Genomic DNA, 18389 nt, shown 5'->3' on the forward strand with positions numbered 1-18389 from the left:
TCGGAACTGGGCGGAAGGCGTTATTTGCGGGCACAATCGCACCCTGTTTCGCATGCGGCCAGGTCGCCGCAACGGTAGCCGGCCGGCCGGTCAGGCAATCAGCAGGTCCTCGCGCCACACAATCGTCACACGTGCTTCGTCAGGCGCCGCTGGTGCCGGCAACAGCGCGCGATTCACGCCGAGCAAAGGCACGAACAGCAGCTCATCGCCGAGAAAAAGCAACGGCACGTCGCGCTTCCACGCGGGAATGCCACGCTCCTGAAAAAGGTTCTTCAGCGTTCGACTGCGCGCGCCCGGCGCGGCGCTCGTACGCATGCGCTCGCCGCCCCTGCGCGAACGCGCGCTCAGCACTGCTCGTCGAAGCAGGCTCGCGGGAATCGCGTCGTCAGCCGCGGGGTTGGGCGTGTTGGCGCTGTCGGCCGTGTTTGCGCGGTCCGTGATCGAGGCGTCGACCGGCTGGAAGATGAACGTGCCGCGCCACTGCGGCAAGCGCCAGATCGCTTGGCCTTGCCAGGCCAGTTCGCTGATCTCCCGCTCGGTGAATGCGCTTTCGTCGGCGGGATCGCGGCTGTCGCCCGCTTCCCAATGCACGAGTCCGCGATAGCTGCGCAACGCATGCCCCGCATGGTCGATGCGCAGTCGATGTCCGTCGCCGTCCGCGCCGACTTCACGCAGTTGACGCAGCGCATCGCCAAGACGCGCGCTCGACGCCGCGATAAAGCCTTGCTGGCGCATCCAGTAGCGCAGCAGATTGAGCGCGCGGTCGTCATCGAGCGCGATCAGCGCGTCATGCGCGAGCGCGCGCCCACCGTCGCGCGAGACCGCCTCCAGGTCGATGCGCGCAAGCGCGTCGAGCAAGCGCTGCGCCGCCGCCGCATGCGCCGCCGTCCGCGCCAGCGCATCGCGAAAGCCCGGGAAGTGGACCGTCAACGCGGGCGTGACTTCGTGGCGCAGCGCGTTGCGCGCATAGCGCGTGTCCGCGTTGGATTCGTCGTCGATCCAGTGCAGATGCCGGGCGCTCGCATAATGCTCGATCTGCGCGCGCAGCACATGAAGCAAGGGCCGCACGCGCTTTGCCGCGGCGCCCTCGGGCGAGAGCTCCGGCGCCATTGCCGCGAGGCCCGCCAGGCCCGCGCCGCGCAACAGTTGCAGCAGCACCGTTTCGGCCTGATCGTCCGCGTGCTGCGCGAGCCATAGCGAATGAATGCCGCGCTCCGCGCACAGCGCGTCCAGCGCGCGATAACGCGCGTCGCGGGCGGCGGCCTCGACGCTCACGCCGGCATCGCGCGATACGTCGACGCGACGCGCCGCGAACTCGACGCCACGCTCGCGCGCGAACGCCTCGCAATGGACGAGCCACGCGTCGGCGTTCGGACTCAGGCCGTGATGCACATGAAGCGCCACGCAACGCGACGCCCCGGCGACGCGCGCGGCGGCATCCAGCAATACGCTCGAATCGACACCGCCGCTCAACGCAATGCCGATGCGCGCATCCGCGGAAAGCGCGCGAAGCGCTGCGCCGACCGCCTCGAGAACGAGGCGGTCGGCAGGCGATTTCGCAGTGGAAGTCACGTCGCTAGCGCTGTAGGAACGCGTGTGCGCCGATGGACGAAAGAAAAGGCGCGCGGGCTCAGGCGCCCGGCGTCGTTTCCTTGAACTTGCCGTACGCCATGAGCCGTTCGAAACGGCGCTGACGCAGGTCGTTGATACTCATGCCCTGGAACTGGCGCAGCGAATCGGCGAGCGCGCGGCGCAGCAGCGCAGCCATGCCCTTCGGATCGCGATGCGCGCCGCCGAGCGGCTCGTTGACGATCTTGTCGATGAGACCGAGCGCTTTCAGCCGATGCGCGGTGAGGCCCAGCGCCTCGGCCGCTTCCGGCGCCTTGGCCGCGCTCTTCCACAGAATCGACGCGCAACCTTCCGGTGAAATTACCGAATAGGTCGAGAATTGCAGCATCAGCACACTGTCGCCGACCGCAATGGCCAGCGCGCCGCCCGAACCGCCCTCGCCGATGATCGTCGCGATGAGCGGGGTCTTCAGTTCGGCCATCACATACAGATTGCGGCCGATGGCTTCCGACTGCCCGCGCTCTTCGGCGCCGATGCCCGGGTAGGCGCCCGGCGTGTCGATGAACGTGAAGATCGGCAAGCTGAACTTTTCGGCGAGGCGCATCAGCCGTTCGGCCTTGCGATAGCCTTCGGGACGCGGCATGCCGAAGTTGCGCAGCGCGCGCTCCTTCGTGTCGCGGCCTTTCTGATGACCGATCACCATGCAGGCCTGGCCATTGAATCGCGCCAGACCGCCGACGATGGACAGGTCGTCCGCATAGCTGCGGTCGCCGTGCAATTCGTGAAAGTCGGTGAAGAGCTCGTTCACGTAGTCGAACGTGTACGGGCGCTGCGGATGACGGGCAATTTGCGAAACCTGCCAGGGCGTGAGGTTCGCGTACAGATCTTTCGTGAGCTGCTGGCTTTTCTTGGACAGCCGCTCGATCTCTTCCGAAATATCGACGGCCGAATCGTCCTGCACGAAGCGCAATTCTTCGATCTTCGCTTCGAGTTCAGCGATCGGCTGTTCGAAATCCAGAAAGGTGGTCTTCATTGGTTTTAATCCTTGGACTTACCGGCAGCGCGTATTCTAACCGCGCTCGCCGATGTCTAAACCACTTCGCAACTATCAGAACCTAACGTTTGATAGCCTTGAAAGCGGCAACGCTTCTCTTTTTCAGTAGTCGACCGGCAGCGGGTCGAGGCTACGCCACATATACCAGGTGGCGACGGTGCGCCACGGCTCCCAGTTCGCGGCGACCTCGCGCGCTTCGCTGCGCGTGACCGGCTCGCCGCTGAAGTAATTGACGCTGATGGCGCGAATCAGACCCAGGTCGTCGAGCGGCAGCACGTCCGGACGCGACAGGTTGAAGATGAGGAACATCTCCGCCGTCCAGCGGCCGATGCCGCGAATCTGTGTGAGCTCGGCGATCACCGCCTCGTCTTCCATGGACTGCCACTTGCCGACGTGCAGCGCACCCGACACGAAATGCTGCGCGAGGTCGAGCACATACTCCGCCTTGCGCTTCGAGAGACCGCACGCCGTCAGTTTTTCCTGGCCCAGCTTGATGAACTGCTGCGGCACGAGCTTCGGGCAGGCCGCCGCAACTTTCGTCCACACGGCCTGTGCGGACGCGACCGAAATCTGCTGACCGACCACCGAGCGCGCGAGCGTGACGAACGGATCGCCGCGGCTTAGCAGATGCACCGGGCCGAACTTCGGAATCAGCTTCTTCAGAATGCGGTCGCGCTTGACGAGGTCGGCGCATGCCTTGTCCCAGTAATCGGGACGCGTGGCCTCAGGCGCGAGGCCGGCGATCTGCACCGGCACCGCGACCTCGGTCGCGCTCGCCGCTTCCCCGCCCGCCGGCGAGGAAGCGCGAGTCTTGCGCACGATTTCGCCTTCCTGGCCTTCTTGCGTCTTTGCAACGCGCGCGAGTTCCTGCACGTCGCCTGCGAGTTCGGGAGGCAACGCGCCGTTGCCGCTCGTCGCCTTTGCACGCGCAGCCGTGGGTGACGACGCTTTCGCGCGCTTCGTGGCCGCCGCGCGAGGCGCGAGCACAGGCGCGGATGCGCCGTTCAGCGCGCGCTTGACGGTGCTCTTCTTCGACGCGCCAGCCGCGCTCTTCGCCGCCCCCGCGCCTTTCGACGATGCTGCCTTTACCGCGCCGCTTGCCGTGCGCGCCGACGTTCGAGTCGGCTTTGCCGCGGCTGCCGCGCCTGTTTGAGACGCGGCCCGTTTAGCCGGCGTCTTCGTGGCCGTTGCCATCCTGCCTCCTGCCTGGCGAGTCGTTCAGAGGGAAGTACGAGGTGCGCTCACACGCGCCGCCACTCGGTTAACCCGCCGGGTTTGTCTTCAAGTGCAACGCCGGCCTCGAGCAATTCGGCCCGGATCCGGTCTGCTGCCGCATAGTCCTTCGCCTGCTTCGCGGCCGCGCGCTCGGCGATCTTCGCTTCGATCGCGGCGGGCTCGAGCGCGTCTTCTACCGCCGCGCCCGCTGCCTGCTGCAGGTATGCACGCGGCTCGCGCCCGAGCAGCCCGAGCACCGCGCCCAGCGAGCGCAACTGACGGGCCAGCGCGGGGTCGCGCGTGCGGTTCACTTCTGTTGCCAACTCGAACAACACCGACACCGCAACCGGCGTGTTGAAGTCGTCATTCATGGCTGCCTGGAAACGCTGCGCATGCGCTTCGTTCCAGTCAAGCGCGGCGCCGTCCGGCGCGACGTCCGTGAGCGCCGTATAGAGGCGGCCGAGGGCGTTGCGGGCGTCGTCGATATGCACGTCGCTATAGTTCAGCGGCGAACGGTAATGCGCGCGTGCGATGAAAAACCGCACGACCTCGGCATCGTACTGCGCCAAAACCTCGCGAATCGTAAAGAAATTATTCAACGACTTCGACATCTTCTCATTGTCGATCTGCACATAGCCGTTGTGCATCCAATAATTCACGAAGGGTTGACCGGTCGCAGCTTCGCTTTGCGCGATTTCGTTTTCATGGTGCGGGAACTGCAGATCCTGGCCGCCGCCATGAATGTCGAAATGTTCGCCGAGCAAACTGCAGCCCATGGCCGAGCATTCGATATGCCAACCCGGACGGCCGCGGCCGTACTTCGAATCCCAGCCGGTATCGGCAGGTTCGCCGGCTTTCGACTGCTTCCACAGCACGAAGTCGAGCGGGTCTTCTTTAGCATCGTTCGCGGCGACGCGTTCGCCCGCACGCAGATCTTCGAGCGACTTGCCGGAGAGCTTGCCGTAGCCCGCGAACTTGCGCACCGCGTAGTTCACGTCGCCGTCTTTCGCCTGATACGCGTAGCCGTTCGCCTCGAGCGTCTCGATCATGCCGAGCATCTGCGGGATGAAGTCGGTGGCGCGCGGCTCGATGTCGGGCCGGGCGATGCCGAGCGCGTCCGCATCTTCGTGCAGCGCCGCGATGAAGCGATCGGTCAGCGACTTGATCGTCTCGCCGTTTTCAACGGCACGACGAATGATCTTGTCGTCGATGTCCGTGATATTGCGCACGTACGTCACCTCGTAGCCGAGCGTGCGCAGCCACCGCTGCACGATGTCGAACACGACCATGACACGCGCGTGACCCACGTGACAATAGTCGTACACGGTCATCCCGCAGACGTACATCCGCACGACGCCTGCTTGCAGCGGCACGAAAGTTTGCTTGTCACGCGCGAGCGTGTTGTAGATGCGCAGTGATTCCATAGAGAGCGGTGCGTGGGCCGAAAGAAATCCGCAATGTGTTGCATGCGTGCCGCCCGCGAAGCAAACGGCGCAGACGGACTGTTGCCTGACTCTGCCCGGCTCTGAGCAGACTATTGCCCGGCTGTTGAGACACGCACAGCAGCAAACCGGTGCACCTGGTGCGGCGGTCAGGCTGCTATCAAGGCGGAGACGACCACGAGTGGCGAAAAGACAGCCGGCGGTTCGACGGAACGCGCAGACCTTTTGTTAGAATGGCTCGGAGTATAACATCCAGACCCGAGCCTATGAAACCTTCCAGCGGCCGCGCGCGCAGCGCTGCGACCCTCGGCGCGACGGCGCCTGGTGCCCCGTTTAGTGCCACGTTTGCAGGCACGTTTGCAGCGTTGTCCGGTGCCTCGCGTGCCACCTCGACGCGCGACGTCCCGCAAGGCGCTCGCGGCAACATGGCACGCAGCTTCGCGCGCGCGTTCACGCTGCGTGTCACGGTGGCCCTCGCACTCGGCATGCTGCCGGGCGCCGCCGCCTTCGCGCAGAAAACGCCCACCATGCCGCAAGGTCCGGCCGTGCGCGACAACACGCCGGAAATCGACGCGTCCATCGCGCAGAAAGACTGGCAGGCCTCGCTGACGCAACTCGATGCGCGCATCGCGTCGAATCCGCGCGACGCCCAGGCCAAATTCAAACGCGCCACCGTGCTCGCGCACCTCAATCGCGACGACGAAGCGATCACCGCCTTCACCGAACTCACGCAGCTGTACCCCGAGCTGCCCGAGCCGTACAACAATCTCGCAGCGCTGTACGCGAAGCATGGCCGCTACGTCGAAGCACGCACCGCGCTCGAAACGGCGACCAAGGTCAATCCGGGCTACGGTCTTGCTTTTGAGAACCTCGGCGACCTGTATCTGCGCATGGCCAACGAAGCGTACCGGCGCGCGCAAAGCCTCGGCAAGACCAGTGCCACGACTGCGCAGCGCTTGGCCGACATTCAGAAAATCGTGTCGCCGCCCACGTCGGTCAAAGCGCCTAAACGGGCCGCTGCAGCGCCGGCCAACGCCACGGCCGGCGCCACCGCGGACATGACGCAAACGCCGAACTTCCAGTACGGCGGCGCACCCGGCTCGCTCGCCATGCCGCCTTACATGGCGCCCTCGCACTAACGCCGCCGAACTCGCGGTCACACGTTTTTTCCAACCCTGAGGATCTTCATGAAATGGTTGATGTTGGCGCTCGGCAGCGCCGCCCTGATCGCAAACGCCCCCGCGTTTGCCCAGTCCGGTTCGCAAGCCGCGCATCCGTCCGTCCTCCTCAAGACGTCGGAAGGCGATATTCGCGTCGAGTTGTATCCTGAGAAAGCGCCGAAAACCGTTGCGAACTTTCTCGACTATGTGAAGTCCGGTCAGTACAGCGGCACGATCTTTCATCGCGTGATTCGCGGCTTCATGATTCAGGGCGGCGGCTACACGCAGAGCTTCGCGGAGAAGCCCACGCGCGCGCCGATTCCGCTCGAAAGCCGCAACGGTCTGAAGAACACGGCGGGCACGCTCGCCATGGCGCGCACCAGCGACCCGAATTCGGCCACCGCGCAGTTCTTCATCAACACCGTGGACAACGCCGGCCTCGATTATCCGAACCCGGACGGCAACGGCTACGCCGTGTTCGGCAAGGTCACGAGCGGCATGGACGTGGTGAAGAAGATCGAAGCCACGCCGACCACCACGCGCGGGCCGATGGGCGACGTGCCGCAAAAGCCGATCGTGATCGAATCGGCCACGGTCGTCGGCAGCAAGTGATGCGTAAGCAACGGCAGTCAACAACGCAGTAACTAGCGCAACAGGTCACGCAAGGATAGACGCGTCGAACTCGCGCCACCGCGCGGCCCGCCGTCAATGCATGACAAGCATCGAAGCGCAGCAGGTTCGAAAAGCGCACGACGGCGCGCCGCGTCCTCTCCACCCAACCCGTTCATCAAAGGATTCCATCATGGTTGAACTGCATACGAACCACGGCGTCATCAAACTCGAACTGGACGCCGAGAAAGCGCCGAAGTCGGTTGAGAACTTCCTCAACTACGTGAAGGCCGGCCACTACGACAACACGGTGTTTCACCGCGTGATCGACGGCTTCATGATCCAGGGCGGCGGCTTCGAACCGGGCATGAAGCAGAAGCCGACGGCCGAGCCGATCAACAACGAAGCGAACAACGGCCTGAAGAACGTGAACGGCTCGATCGCGATGGCTCGCACGAACGACCCGCATTCGGCCACCGCGCAATTCTTCATCAACGTGAACGACAACGACTTCCTGAACCACTCGTCGCCCACGCCGCAAGGCTGGGGCTATGCGGTGTTCGGCAAGGTGGTCGAAGGCATGGACATCGTCGAGAAAATCAAGAAGGTCAAGACGGGTTCGAAGGGCTTTCATCAGGACGTGCCGGTCGACGACGTCGTGATCGAAAAGGCCGTGATCGTCGACTGATCGCGCACGCGCCTCGACTGGAAAAACTGAAAGACAGGCACCTTCAATGCTGCAAGAAACGCCGCTGCGAAGCGTCGCCGCGGGCGTGCCTGGCGAGGGCCGACGCCCGCACGCCGCACGCCCGTTCCTGTTCCTCTCCGACATTCATTTGAGCGAGGCGATCCCGCATACGGTCGCCGCGTTCGAACACTTCATTCGCGTCACCGCCGATCAGGCGGATTCGGTTTTCATTCTCGGCGATCTGTTCGAGTACTGGATCGGCGACGACATGCTCGGCGAGCCGTTCGCCGCGCGTATGGCGGCGCTGCTGCACACGCTCGCCGAGCGCGGCATCGCGCTCTACATCATGCACGGCAACCGCGATTTTCTGCTGGGCAAGCGCTTCATGAAAGCGGCCGGCGCGATCTGGCTGCCGGATCCCATCGCGATCACCGCATTCGGCACGCGCATCGCGCTCGCGCACGGCGACCGCTTGTGCACGGCGGACCGCGGTTATCAGATCTTCCGGCGATTCGCGCGCAATCGTCTCGCGCAGATGCTGTTTCTCGCGTCGCCCTTTTCGTGGCGTCAGGCGCTCGCGGAAAACATGCGGGCCAAGAGCGAGGATGGCCGCATGCGCCCCGTTTCGCTGAAGTACGACGTGACGCCGAAAGGCGTCGCCCGATTATTCAAGTGGTCGAAAGCCGCCACGATGATCCACGGGCACACGCACCGCCCCGCGCGTCACCGGGAACCGGGCGGCATACGCTGGGTGCTGCCCGATTGGGATCTCGATCACGGTGAACGGCGCGGCGGCTATCTGCGCATCGACTCTGAAGGAATCCGAGCGTTACCGCTCGATTGAGCTAAAGGATAGGGCCAACTACGGCGCGAGCCACACGAGTCACGCGAGCTACACCAGCCGGCGCGAGCACGACACGACGGCGACTGGCAGCGCGGCCCGTTGCGCCCCACCGCTTCCCCGCGCCACGCATGGCGAGCACGGCGCACGCGCCGCTTCACGCATTCAACGCGCCGCCACGGCCCCGTCCACCTTGCCTGCGATCGCTGCAGACAGGCGGCGCAAATCGAGCAACGCCGCGTCGGCGCCTTGCAGCCCTTCGAGACTCGTGCCGAGATGCTCGAGCGCCATGACGATTTCATCGATGCGCTTGGCCTGCGTCGCCGCGTGATCGATCAGCCCGTGAATGGCGAGCGACACGGGATCGTCTGCATTCGGCGTAATGCCGTATGCGCAGAAGACGCTGCGCTCGCCCGCAAGCTTGCTGGCTTCGCTCTCCCGCGCTCCATGGTTTGCAGCAGCGCGCTCGGCAGTTGCGACGTCCAGAGCGACACTTGCGCGGCCGTTGGCAACCGCGGCCTTCGCCGCGACGGATGCTGCAGCGCCCGAAGCCGCCGGCACGATGATCCGAGCCGGATTGCCGACCGCCGTGCCGCCGGCCGGCACGGGCTTCGTCACGACTGCATTCGAGCCGATCTTCGCATCCGCGCCGACCGTGAACCCGCCGAGCACTTTCGCGCCCGCGCCGACGATCACGCCGCGCTCGAGCGTCGGATGCCGTTTCGCGCCGCGCGTGAGCGACGTGCCGCCGAGCGTGACGCCCTGGTAGATCGTGCAATCGTCGCCGATCTGCGCGGTCTCGCCGATCACGACGCCCATGCCGTGATCGATGAACACGCGGCGCCCCACCGTCGCGCCCGGATGTATTTCGATGCCGGTCATGAAGCGCGCCATCTGCGAAACGAAGCGCGCGAGCCAGCGGCGCCGCGCCTGCCAGCATGCATGCGCGAACCGGTGCAGCACCAACGCGTGCAAGCCCGGATAACACGTGAGCACTTCCCAGGCACTGCGGGCGGCGGGATCGCGCTCGCGGATCGTGGCAATGTCTTCGCGAAGTCTCGTGAACATGGCAGGGACTATGAGATGTGGGGAAAAGCCGCATGCGGGAAGGCCATGCGCGCGTGCAAGGCTGCCGTATAGCAGGTCGGCAGCTTTGCTTAGAACGTTTCGAGGATTGTAGGACGGTTCCCGAAAACCTGCCGGAAGTCCATGTAGCACAAAAGGTCGTCAGGCTAGTCGGCGCCCGCCAGTCCGCCGACAGATGGCCTCGCGACGCGCGGGTATGCGCGCGATTGTGCGCGCGGTTAGGCCCCGTCGTCCTTGCGGCCGGTCTTCAGCAAGATGTGCTTGGCGATGCCACGCACGATGTTCACCTCCTCGCGCTCGAGCCCCGAACGCGCGAAGAGCCGGCGCAAGCGCGACATCAGCTTCTTCGGATTCGCGGGATCGAGAAATTCGAGCGCGACGAGCGCGCGCTCGAGATGCGAGAACATGCTTTCGATCTCATCGCTCGCGGCGCGCGGGCCCGACGGCTCGGCCGGCGCCGCCGCCTGGGGCGCAGGGTTTGCCGGCGCATTGGCCTTTGCGCCGCTCGTCAAATAGATCATGCGCAGCTCGTACGCCAGAACCTGAACCGCCTGGGCGAGATTCAGCGAACTGTAGGCGGGATTGGCCGGAATATGCGCGAGCGCGCTGCACCGCTCCACGTCTTCGTTCGACAGGCCCGTGCGCTCGTTGCCAAAGACGAGCGCGATTTCGCCGTGCAACGCTTCGTCGCGCGCGAGGCTGGCGGCCGCGCGCGGCGTCCATTGCGGCGGACCGTATTCGCGTTGCCGCGCGGTGAGCGCGATCGACCAGTGCACGCCGGAGAGCGCATCGGCGAGCGTGGGCACGATATGCGCGGAGGCGAGGACGTCGTCGGCGCCGCTTGCCATGGCGATCGCTTCGGGATCGCTCTGCACATGCGGCACGCGCGGCGAAACCAGCACGAGCCGCGAAAAGCCCATGGTTTTGAGCGCGCGCGCCGCGGCTCCGACGTTGCCCGGATGGCTCGGCTCGACGAGTACGAAGCGCGTCGAGGTGAAGCCGCCGCGCAAGTCCGCCACGGCGGGATCGGAAGAATGGTGGGTGTGGTCCACGGGGAAAGCTCTGCAAGTCGGAGAACGCGTATGGTAGCGCCAACGCGCGAAGCCGCCGAACTGCGCGCGGTTTTACGCAGATGCGGTGGCACATAAGTGGGCACGAAGAGACGCGCCCGCAGGCGCATGCAAAACCTCAACAGACGCCCTGCCCGGCCCAAACGCTGCCGCGCCCCGCGGACTCGGGTAAAATAGCGCAATTCGCGTCCGGCCCGCGCCGCACTGCCCTGCACTCCGAGCCCGTTCGGTGCCATGCAGGCAATGAGGCCAGGCCGGGCGCCTCGTTCTTATTCAATTCGTCTCCGTTGGCGGAATGCGCGCCGGTCCCGTACCGGGCGAGCGTTCCGTGCTGTTTCCGCGCCTCACCGAGGGCGCCCATCAGCGCGCGTCGCGCTCATTTACCGGCAAGCAGCCGTGCTGCCCCGGCACAAGGATCAGTCCATGCATCCCATGCTCAATATCGCTGTGAAGGCCGCGCGCCGCGCAGCCCAGATCATCAACCGCGCTTCGCTCGACCTCGATCTGATTCAGGTCAGCAAGAAACAGCACAACGACTTCGTCACGGAGATCGACAAAGCGTCTGAAGCGGCCATCATCGACACGCTGAAGACCGCCTATCCCGACCACGCGATCCTCGCCGAAGAGTCCGGCAAATCGGACAACGAGTCCGAGTACCAGTGGATCATCGATCCGCTCGACGGCACGACCAACTTTATTCACGGTTTTCCGTATTACTGCGTATCGATCGCGCTGGCGCACAAAGGCGTCGTGACGCAGGCCGTGGTGTACGACCCGACCCGCAACGACCTCTACACGGCTTCGCGCGGCCGCGGCGCGTTCCTGAACGATCGCCGCATTCGCGTCGCGAAGCGCGACCGTCTCGCCGACGGCCTGATCGGCACCGGCTTTCCGTTCCGCGAGACGGACGGCCTGGAAGCCTACGGCCGCCAGTTCGCCGAAATGACGCAAGCCTGCGCCGGCCTGCGCCGCCCGGGCGCCGCCGCGCTGGATCTGGCCAATGTGGCCGCCGGCCGCATGGACGGCTTCTTCGAGCAGGGCCTGAACCCGTGGGACGTCGCCGCGGGCAGCCTGCTGATCACGGAAGCCGGCGGTCTCGTCGGCAACTACACCGGCGACTCGGACTTCCTGCACGTCGGCGAAGTGGTCGCCGGCAATCCGAAAATCTACGCGCAGATGGTGCCGATCCTCTCGCGTTACAGCCGCACGCGTCAGCAAGCGGCTTGAGGGCGTGCGGCGTGCCGTCGGAGTCGTAGCCGGAGCTTGTCCGGCGCGCGCCGCGGTCTTCCCCTGGCGCATGAGTCTGATGGCACGCGCGTCGGCGGGCATACTGCCCCCGAAGGCGTGCGTCGCCTGCACGCCACCGCGCTCGGCAACGGCGAGCAGAACCGACACATTCGATACAAGCGGCTTCGGCCGCTTTTTCGTTGGCGCGCCAGCATCATGCGAGCGTTCGTGCTACAAAGCAGGAAGCCGCGCCGGCGCATTCTCTTTGCCGGCTGCATTTCGCGTTCCACGCTGCGCCCGCCTGCATGCCTTGCGCAAGTCGGCACAGGCGCCGGCCTCTGCGCTCTGCGCACCTCGTCCCGCGCGCAGCTTCCACTCCGCTTCATGAAAAAAGGCTTCTACACCATCATCGCGGCGCAGTTCATTTCGTCGCTCGCGGACAATGCCCTGCTGATCGCCGCCATTGCGTTGCTATCCGTGATCCGTTCCGCCGCCTGGGTCACGCCCTTGCTGCAGATATTCTTCACGGTCTCGTACGTGCTGCTCGCGCCTTTCGTGGGCGCCTTCGCGGACGCCTTGCAAAAGCGCCATGTGATGTTCATCTCCAACGCGCTGAAGGCGAGCGGCTGCATGATGATGATCGCGGGCGTGCATCCGATAATCGCCTACGGCGTGGTCGGCTTCGGCGCGGCCGCGTATTCGCCGGCGAAATACGGCATTCTCACGGAGCTCCTGCCCGCCGAAAAACTCGTCAAGGCGAATGCGTGGCTGGAATCGGCGACCGTGCTGTCGACGATCGTGGGCACCATGGTGGGCGGCGCACTCATCAGCACATTCGCCGACAGGTTCGTCGCGCACGCGCATCTGCCGCTGATCCGCTCGTCGGCCGATCTCGCGATGTTCGCGGTCATGCTCACCTACGCGATCGCGGCCGCCATCAACATCTTCATTCCCGATACCGGCGCGCGCTATCCGAACCGGCTGTCGGAACCGACGAAGCTCGTCAGCGACTTCTATCACTGCTTTAACGTGCTATGGGCCGACAAGCTCGCGCAGATCGCGTTATGGGTCACGACGCTCATGTGGGGCGGCGCCGTCACCCTGCAATTGCTGGTGTTGAAATGGGCCAACGTGAACCTCGGTCTGTCGCTCTCGAAGGCAGCCGTCATGCAAGGCGTGACCGGCCTCGGCATCGCCGTCGGCGCGGCTGCCGCAGCGGCGCTGATTCCGCTGCGCCGCTCGCTCAGCGTGCTGCCGGTCGGCATTCTGACCGGCGCAGTGGCGATTGCCATGGCCTTCTACAACAAGAACCTCTTTCCGGCAGGCGCCGGCCTTCATATCGGTTCCTATGTCGCGCCGGTCTACATCGTGCTCGCTTATCCGCTGATGATCCTGCTTGGCGGCTTGTCGGGTTTCTTCATCGTGCCGATGAACGCGATTCTTCAGCATCGCGGCGCGACGCTGTTGTCGGCCGGACATTCGATCGCGGTGCAGAATTTCAACCAGAATCTCGCCGTGCTGCTGATGCTGGGCGCGTACGCGCTCCTGCTCACGGCGAAGATGCCGGCGCAGTGGATCATCGTCGTGTTCGGCGTGTTCATCACGTTCATGATGTGGCTCGCAAAACGGCGCAGCGCGGCGAACGAACGCACCTCCAACATGCATGCGCTTCTGGAGGAATGACGGCGGTGAAAGCGCTGCGCAGCGGCTTCGCCACGGACGCGCGGAGTGCAGCGACGCACGGCGGACGGCGACATGACGGCGCGGCGCGCATTGGCCCTCCGGCCAGGGTCCGCTCACCGCGCCGGCGGGTTAAACTCACGCCCTGAACAGCTAAAGCAGAAAGACACCGAGGATGGGCACTCAAACCGCAGCGGCCAGCGAGGTCGCACAACATACTCCCATGATGCAGCAGTACCTGCGCATCAAAGCGGAGCATCCGGGCACGCTGGTGTTCTACCGGATGGGCGACTTCTACGAACTCTTTTTCGACGACGCGGAAAAAGCCGCGCGTCTGCTCGATCTCACGCTCACGCAGCGCGGCGCGTCGGCGGGCAACCCGATCAAGATGGCGGGCGTGCCGCATCACGCGGTCGAGCAGTATCTGGCCAAGCTCGTGAAGCTCGGGGAATCCGTGGCGATTTGCGAACAGATCGGCGACCCGGCCACGTCGAAGGGTCCGGTCGAGCGCAAGGTGGTACGCGTCGTCACGCCGGGCACGCTCACGGACGCCGCGCTGCTGTCCGACAAGAGCGACGTGTTTCTGCTAGCCATGTGCGTCGCGCACAACCGCCGCGGCATCGCGACGAGCGTCGGGCTCGCATGGCTGAATCTCGCAAGCGGCGCCTTGCGGCTCGCCGAAGTCGCGCCCGATCAGGTGGCCGCCGCGCTCGAACGGATCGATCCCGCGGAAATTCTGGTCGCCGACACGGCCGCCGACTCCGCAAGCTGGACGCCGCCCACCGGCGCGCGCGCGCTGACCCGGGTGCCTGCATGGCATTTCGACGTCGCCTCGGGTACGCAGCGCCTGTGCGATCAACTGGAAGTCGCGGGCCTCGACGGCTTCGGCGCGCACTCGCTCACCTGCGCATGCGGCGCGGCGGGCGCGTTGCTGCTGTATGCGGCCGCCACGCAAGGCCAGCAACTGCGGCACGTACGCAGCCTCAAGGTCGAATACGAATCCGAATATATCGGCCTCGACCCCGCCACGCGGCGCAACCTCGAAATCACGCAGACGCTGCGCGGCACGGAGTCGCCCACGCTGTGCTCGTTGCTCGACACCTGCTGCACGACCATGGGCAGCCGTTTGCTGCGTCACTGGCTGCATCATCCGCCGCGCGAATCGGCGGTCGCGCGGTCGCGCCAGCAGGCTATCGGCGCGTTGCTGGAGGCGCCCGCTAGCGCCGATCTCGACTCGCTGCGCGGCGCGTTGCGGCATATCTCGGACATCGAGCGGATCACCGGCCGCCTTGCGCTGCTGTCGGCGCGACCGCGCGATCTGTCGAGCTTGCGCGATACCTTCATCGCGTTGCCGGAACTGCGCGCGAGGCTCGCCGCGGTTTCGTCGAATGCGGAATCGCTCGCCCGCATCGACGCGTCGCTCGAGCCGCCGCAAGCTTGCGTCGAACTGCTCACGCGCGCCATTGCGCCCGAGCCGGCCGCCATGGTGCGCGACGGCGGCGTGATTGCACGCGGCTACGACGCCGAACTCGACGAACTGCGGGATATTTCGGAGAACTGCGGGCAGTTCCTGATCGACCTGGAAACGCGGGAACGCGCGCGCACCGGCATCGGCAATCTGCGGGTCGAGTACAACAAGGTGCACGGCTTCTATATCGAGGTCACGCGCGGCCAGACCGACAAGGTGCCGGACGATTATCGCCGCCGTCAAACCTTGAAGAACGCCGAGCGTTACATCACGCCGGAATTGAAGACGTTCGAAGACAAGGCGTTGTCCGCGCAGGAACGCGCGCTCGCCCGCGAGCGCTCGCTCTACGACGCGCTGCTGCAGGCGCTGTTGCCGTTCATTCCGGACTGCCAGCGCGTCGCGTCGGCGCTCGCGGAGCTCGACCTGCTGGCTGCTTTCGCCGAACGCGCTCGCGCGCTCGACTGGGTCGCACCGAGCTTCTCGCTGGAGGCGGGCATCGAGATCGAGCAGGGCCGGCACCCGGTGGTCGAAGCGCAGGTCGAGCAATTCATCGCTAACGACTGCACGCTCACCGCCGAGCGCAAACTGCTGCTCATCACCGGGCCGAACATGGGCGGTAAATCGACGTTCATGCGCCAGACCGCGCTGATCGCGCTGCTTGCCTACGTGGGAAGCTACGTGCCGGCACGGCGCGCGGCATTCGGCCCGATCGACCGCATTTTCACGCGCATCGGCGCCGCCGACGATCTCGCCGGCGGCCGTTCGACCTTCATGGTCGAGATGACCGAGGCCGCGGCCATTCTGAACGACGCCACGCCGCAAAGCCTCGTGCTGATGGATGAAATCGGCCGGGGCACCTCCACCTTCGACGGCCTCGCGCTCGCATGGGCCATCGCGCGGCATCTGCTCGCGCACAACGGCTGCCACACGCTCTTCGCGACGCACTACTTCGAACTCACGCAGTTGCCGGCGGAATTTCCGCAGGCGGCCAATGTGCATCTGTCGGCGGTCGAACATGGACACGGCATCGTGTTCCTGCATGCCGTCAACGAAGGACCGGCGAATCAGAGCTACGGTTTGCAGGTCGCGCAGCTCGCCGGCGTGCCCAACGCGGTGATCCGCGCGGCGCGCAAGCACCTTGCCTATCTCGAACAGCAGTCGGCGGGGCAACCGGCGCCGCAGCTGGATCTGTTCGCCGCGCCGCCTCCCCTGCTGCTCGAAGATGCGGACGACGAACCGCACACCGCAAATGAGTCGCCGGCCATGCAAGCGCTTGTCGAGCGTCTGCGCGGCATCGATCCGAACGATCTGCGACCGCGCGAAGCGCTCGATCTGCTGTATGAACTGCACGAGCTGGCCGCCGCGCCGGATGCCGATCATTGACGCACGCCGTCTCGTCAAGCGCCCGCGCGGACTCCGCGCGGCACGCATTACTGCCTTCGCGTTAGCGCTCGGCCGCAAGGCGCGCTTCGCGGCCTTGGGCTCGGCCCTTGCTTTGGCCTCATGGTGGGCTGCATTGCCGGCTCATGCGGAAGCGCCCGCCTTCAGCTTCGCCGTCATCGCAAACACGATGCAAAGTCCCGCCGACGAAGCGCCCACGCAGCGGCTCATCGACGCAATCGGCCGCGAGCGAGGCGTGTCCTTCATCGTGTACGACGGCAATCTCAAAGGCGCGAAAGAAGCCTGCCGCGATGCGCTCTATGAACGGCGGCATGCGGTACTCGAGACTTCGCGGCAGGCGCTTTTTTTCGTCCCGGGCCAGCATGACTGGGTCGATTGCGTGAGTGCCCAAGCCGGCGGCTTCGATCCGGTCGAGCGGCTCGACCAGTTGCGCCAGACGCTGCTTGGCGACGCCGATTCGATGGGTCAGAACCCCATTCCGCTGACGCGCGAAAGCGAGGTCTCGCGGTTTCGTCCTTATCGCGAAAACGTGCGCTGGCAGGCGGGCGACACCGTGTTCATCGGGCTGAACGCGCCGAGCCCGAACAATCACTATCTGACCGCGGGTGGCCGCAACGGCGAATTCGAGGACCGCGTCATCGCCAACGCATTCTGGCTCGAGCATGCCGGCGAATATGCGAAGCGCCGCGGCGCACGCGCGATCGTCGTATTCATTCAGGGTGATCCCGATCCGGAGCGCTATGAACGGCCGGAGCGTTTTGCGTGGCTGCGCTTCGCGCGCAATCCGCGCCGCGACGGCTTTCTGGAATTCAAGCGCAGCCTCGTGAAGCTCGCGCAGATCTTCCACGGCCCCGTGCTCGTGATCCATTCCGACGACGAGCGCGCAAGCGCCGGCTTCCTGATCGATCAGCCGTTACGCAATGACAAGGGGAGTCTGGTGACGAACCTCACGCGTATCGCGCTTGCGCCGCATGATCGTCTTAACCAGTGGATTCAGATAGATGTGGACTTCGACAGAAAGCCGCCGTTGCGCGTGACTCTGCGCGATGTGCCGCGGCAAATGCCGATGCCGGCAACGCCGCCTGCATTACAAAGAGACGAGCCGGCCGCCTCGATGCCGGCGGTACCGTCGCTCGGGCCGGCCTCCGAATTGCCGCCGCTGCTTCAGCCGCCCGGTCAGCCGCAACCCGACTCGCAGCCGCTCGAACAATTGCCGCGCATACCCGCCGACCAGGGCGGCGGCGGATACGGGCCGGCGACCGCCGTCCCGCCTGCACAGCGGAATGTGCAGGGGGCGCCGGGAGCCTCGGGGACTTCCGGCGTACCCGCAAGCTCAGTGCAGCGTGGGCCCTGACTTGCCGCCTTCGTCGTCCGCGTCGTCGTCTTCGTCGAGCACTTCGAGACCGTCGGCGCCGTGCGCGTGCTCGTGCTGGATTTCGTCTTCGGTCGCGGGGCGCACGTCTTTCACCGTCAGCGCGAAACGCAGCGCCATGCCGGCGAGCGGGTGGTTGCCGTCGAGCACCACCTTGTCTTCCGCGACGTCGGTGACCACGTAGACGAGCGAATCGAGATCCTCGTCGCCTTCTTCCGGCGTGCCTTCGAACTGCATGCCGACTTCGAGCGGTTCCGGAAAGCGATTGCGCGGCTCGATCTTCACGAGTTCCGGATCGTACTCGCCGAATGCGTCTTGCGGCTCAAGCTGGATCTGGGTCTCGAAGCCGGCCTCGTGGCCGTCGAGCTCTTCCTCGATCTTGGGGAACGTGCCATCATAGCCGCCGTGCAGATAGACCATCGGCTCGTCGCTCTCTTCAATCAGATTGCCCTGCGCATCCGACAGCTTGTAGGCGACCGACACGACGGTGTTCTTTGCGATTTTCAT

15 protein-coding genes are annotated in these 18389 nt (G+C 65.4%); 8 read left to right on the plus strand and 7 right to left on the minus strand.

Translation table 11 applies throughout. The features are described from left to right. Positions 1 to 90 precede the first annotated feature (90 nt). From tilS to cysS, 4 genes are all read right to left on the minus strand, one after another. A complete protein-coding gene (tilS, locus tag HV711_RS20500; RefSeq protein WP_035477794.1) occupies positions 91 to 1572 on the minus strand; it encodes a tRNA lysidine(34) synthetase TilS in 1482 nt (493 codons plus the stop codon). A gap of 58 nt (positions 1573 to 1630) precedes the next feature. Continuing rightward, positions 1631 to 2602, minus strand: a complete 972-nt coding sequence (locus HV711_RS20505) for an acetyl-CoA carboxylase carboxyltransferase subunit alpha (protein ID WP_015003135.1) — start codon at positions 2600 to 2602, stop codon at positions 1631 to 1633. Between the two features lie 123 nt (positions 2603 to 2725). Continuing rightward, positions 2726 to 3817 (minus strand): DNA-3-methyladenine glycosylase family protein, encoded by a 1092-nt coding sequence (locus tag HV711_RS20510; protein ID WP_028363388.1) that lies wholly within the window; start codon positions 3815 to 3817, stop codon positions 2726 to 2728. Positions 3818 to 3864: 47 nt separating this feature from the next. Next, positions 3865 to 5262, minus strand: a complete 1398-nt coding sequence (gene cysS / locus HV711_RS20515; protein WP_035477791.1) for a cysteine--tRNA ligase — start codon at positions 5260 to 5262, stop codon at positions 3865 to 3867. 284 nt (positions 5263 to 5546) lie between these two features. On the opposite strand from cysS, the gene HV711_RS20520 reads away from it, so the two are divergent. From HV711_RS20520 to HV711_RS20535, 4 genes are all read left to right on the plus strand, one after another. Beyond that, positions 5547 to 6419, plus strand: coding sequence for a tetratricopeptide repeat protein (locus tag HV711_RS20520; RefSeq protein ID WP_035477789.1), 873 nt, complete (start codon positions 5547 to 5549; stop codon positions 6417 to 6419). A gap of 48 nt (positions 6420 to 6467) precedes the next feature. Further along, complete coding sequence (locus tag HV711_RS20525; protein ID WP_013588860.1) at positions 6468 to 7052, plus strand: peptidylprolyl isomerase; 585 nt, start codon at positions 6468 to 6470, stop codon at positions 7050 to 7052. Between the two features lie 190 nt (positions 7053 to 7242). Beyond that, positions 7243 to 7737: a peptidylprolyl isomerase gene (locus tag HV711_RS20530; RefSeq protein WP_013588861.1), complete on the plus strand. Its 495-nt coding sequence runs from the start codon at positions 7243 to 7245 to the stop codon at positions 7735 to 7737. Between the two features lie 46 nt (positions 7738 to 7783). Then, a complete protein-coding gene (locus HV711_RS20535) occupies positions 7784 to 8581 on the plus strand; it encodes a UDP-2,3-diacylglucosamine diphosphatase (RefSeq protein WP_013588862.1) in 798 nt (265 codons plus the stop codon). Positions 8582 to 8743: 162 nt separating this feature from the next. On the opposite strand, the gene cysE is transcribed toward HV711_RS20535, so the two are convergent. Together cysE and HV711_RS20545 are read right to left on the minus strand one after the other, a co-directional pair. After that, positions 8744 to 9646, minus strand: coding sequence for a serine O-acetyltransferase (gene cysE / locus HV711_RS20540; RefSeq protein WP_035477787.1), 903 nt, complete (start codon positions 9644 to 9646; stop codon positions 8744 to 8746). A 236-nt stretch (positions 9647 to 9882) separates the two neighbouring features. Then, a complete protein-coding gene (locus HV711_RS20545) occupies positions 9883 to 10716 on the minus strand; it encodes an RNA methyltransferase (protein WP_013588864.1) in 834 nt (277 codons plus the stop codon). Positions 10717 to 11157: 441 nt separating this feature from the next. Between HV711_RS20545 and HV711_RS20550 the strand changes: the two genes are divergently transcribed. From HV711_RS20550 to HV711_RS20565, 4 genes are all read left to right on the plus strand, one after another. Beyond that, the gene (locus HV711_RS20550; RefSeq protein ID WP_013588865.1) at positions 11158 to 11961 is read left to right on the plus strand and encodes an inositol monophosphatase family protein; all 804 of its coding nucleotides are present in this window, start codon (positions 11158 to 11160) and stop codon (positions 11959 to 11961) included. 384 nt (positions 11962 to 12345) lie between these two features. Next, on the plus strand, positions 12346 to 13644 hold the full coding sequence (gene lplT / locus HV711_RS20555; protein WP_035477862.1) for a lysophospholipid transporter LplT: 1299 nt from the start codon (positions 12346 to 12348) through the stop codon (positions 13642 to 13644). 172 nt (positions 13645 to 13816) lie between these two features. Beyond that, positions 13817 to 16492 carry a DNA mismatch repair protein MutS gene (gene mutS / locus HV711_RS20560; protein ID WP_013588867.1) on the plus strand — a complete coding sequence of 892 codons (2676 nt, stop codon included), beginning with the start codon at positions 13817 to 13819 and terminating at the stop codon, positions 16490 to 16492. Then, positions 16479 to 17864, plus strand: a complete 1386-nt coding sequence (locus HV711_RS20565; protein ID WP_035477860.1) for a hypothetical protein — start codon at positions 16479 to 16481, stop codon at positions 17862 to 17864. Before mutS ends, HV711_RS20565 begins: the two co-directional genes overlap by 14 nt. On the opposite strand, the gene HV711_RS20570 is transcribed toward HV711_RS20565, so the two are convergent. After that, positions 17844 to 18389 carry an FKBP-type peptidyl-prolyl cis-trans isomerase gene (locus HV711_RS20570; protein WP_013588869.1) on the minus strand — a complete coding sequence of 182 codons (546 nt, stop codon included), beginning with the start codon at positions 18387 to 18389 and terminating at the stop codon, positions 17844 to 17846. The two genes, HV711_RS20565 and HV711_RS20570, sit on opposite strands and share 21 nt — an antisense overlap.

Origin of the sequence: Paraburkholderia phenoliruptrix (assembly GCF_902859825.1) — a bacterium.
GTDB classification, from domain to species: domain Bacteria; phylum Pseudomonadota; class Gammaproteobacteria; order Burkholderiales; family Burkholderiaceae; genus Paraburkholderia; species Paraburkholderia phenoliruptrix.

Coding starts and splice junctions, on each gene's coding strand:
- HV711_RS20505 (WP_015003135.1), bottom strand. CDS start 2,602: ATGAAGACCACCTTTCTGGATTTCGAACAGCCGATCGCTGAACTCGAA.
- HV711_RS20510 (WP_028363388.1), bottom strand. CDS start 3,817: ATGGCAACGGCCACGAAGACGCCGGCTAAACGGGCCGCGTCTCAAACA.
- cysS (WP_035477791.1), bottom strand. CDS start 5,262: ATGGAATCACTGCGCATCTACAACACGCTCGCGCGTGACAAGCAAACT.
- HV711_RS20520 (WP_035477789.1), top strand. CDS start 5,547: ATGAAACCTTCCAGCGGCCGCGCGCGCAGCGCTGCGACCCTCGGCGCG.
- HV711_RS20525 (WP_013588860.1), top strand. CDS start 6,468: ATGAAATGGTTGATGTTGGCGCTCGGCAGCGCCGCCCTGATCGCAAAC.
- HV711_RS20530 (WP_013588861.1), top strand. CDS start 7,243: ATGGTTGAACTGCATACGAACCACGGCGTCATCAAACTCGAACTGGAC.
- HV711_RS20535 (WP_013588862.1), top strand. CDS start 7,784: ATGCTGCAAGAAACGCCGCTGCGAAGCGTCGCCGCGGGCGTGCCTGGC.
- cysE (WP_035477787.1), bottom strand. CDS start 9,646: ATGTTCACGAGACTTCGCGAAGACATTGCCACGATCCGCGAGCGCGAT.
- HV711_RS20550 (WP_013588865.1), top strand. CDS start 11,158: ATGCATCCCATGCTCAATATCGCTGTGAAGGCCGCGCGCCGCGCAGCC.
- lplT (WP_035477862.1), top strand. CDS start 12,346: ATGAAAAAAGGCTTCTACACCATCATCGCGGCGCAGTTCATTTCGTCG.
- mutS (WP_013588867.1), top strand. CDS start 13,817: ATGGGCACTCAAACCGCAGCGGCCAGCGAGGTCGCACAACATACTCCC.
- HV711_RS20565 (WP_035477860.1), top strand. CDS start 16,479: ATGCCGATCATTGACGCACGCCGTCTCGTCAAGCGCCCGCGCGGACTC.
- HV711_RS20570 (WP_013588869.1), bottom strand. CDS start 18,389: ATGAAAATCGCAAAGAACACCGTCGTGTCGGTCGCCTACAAGCTGTCG.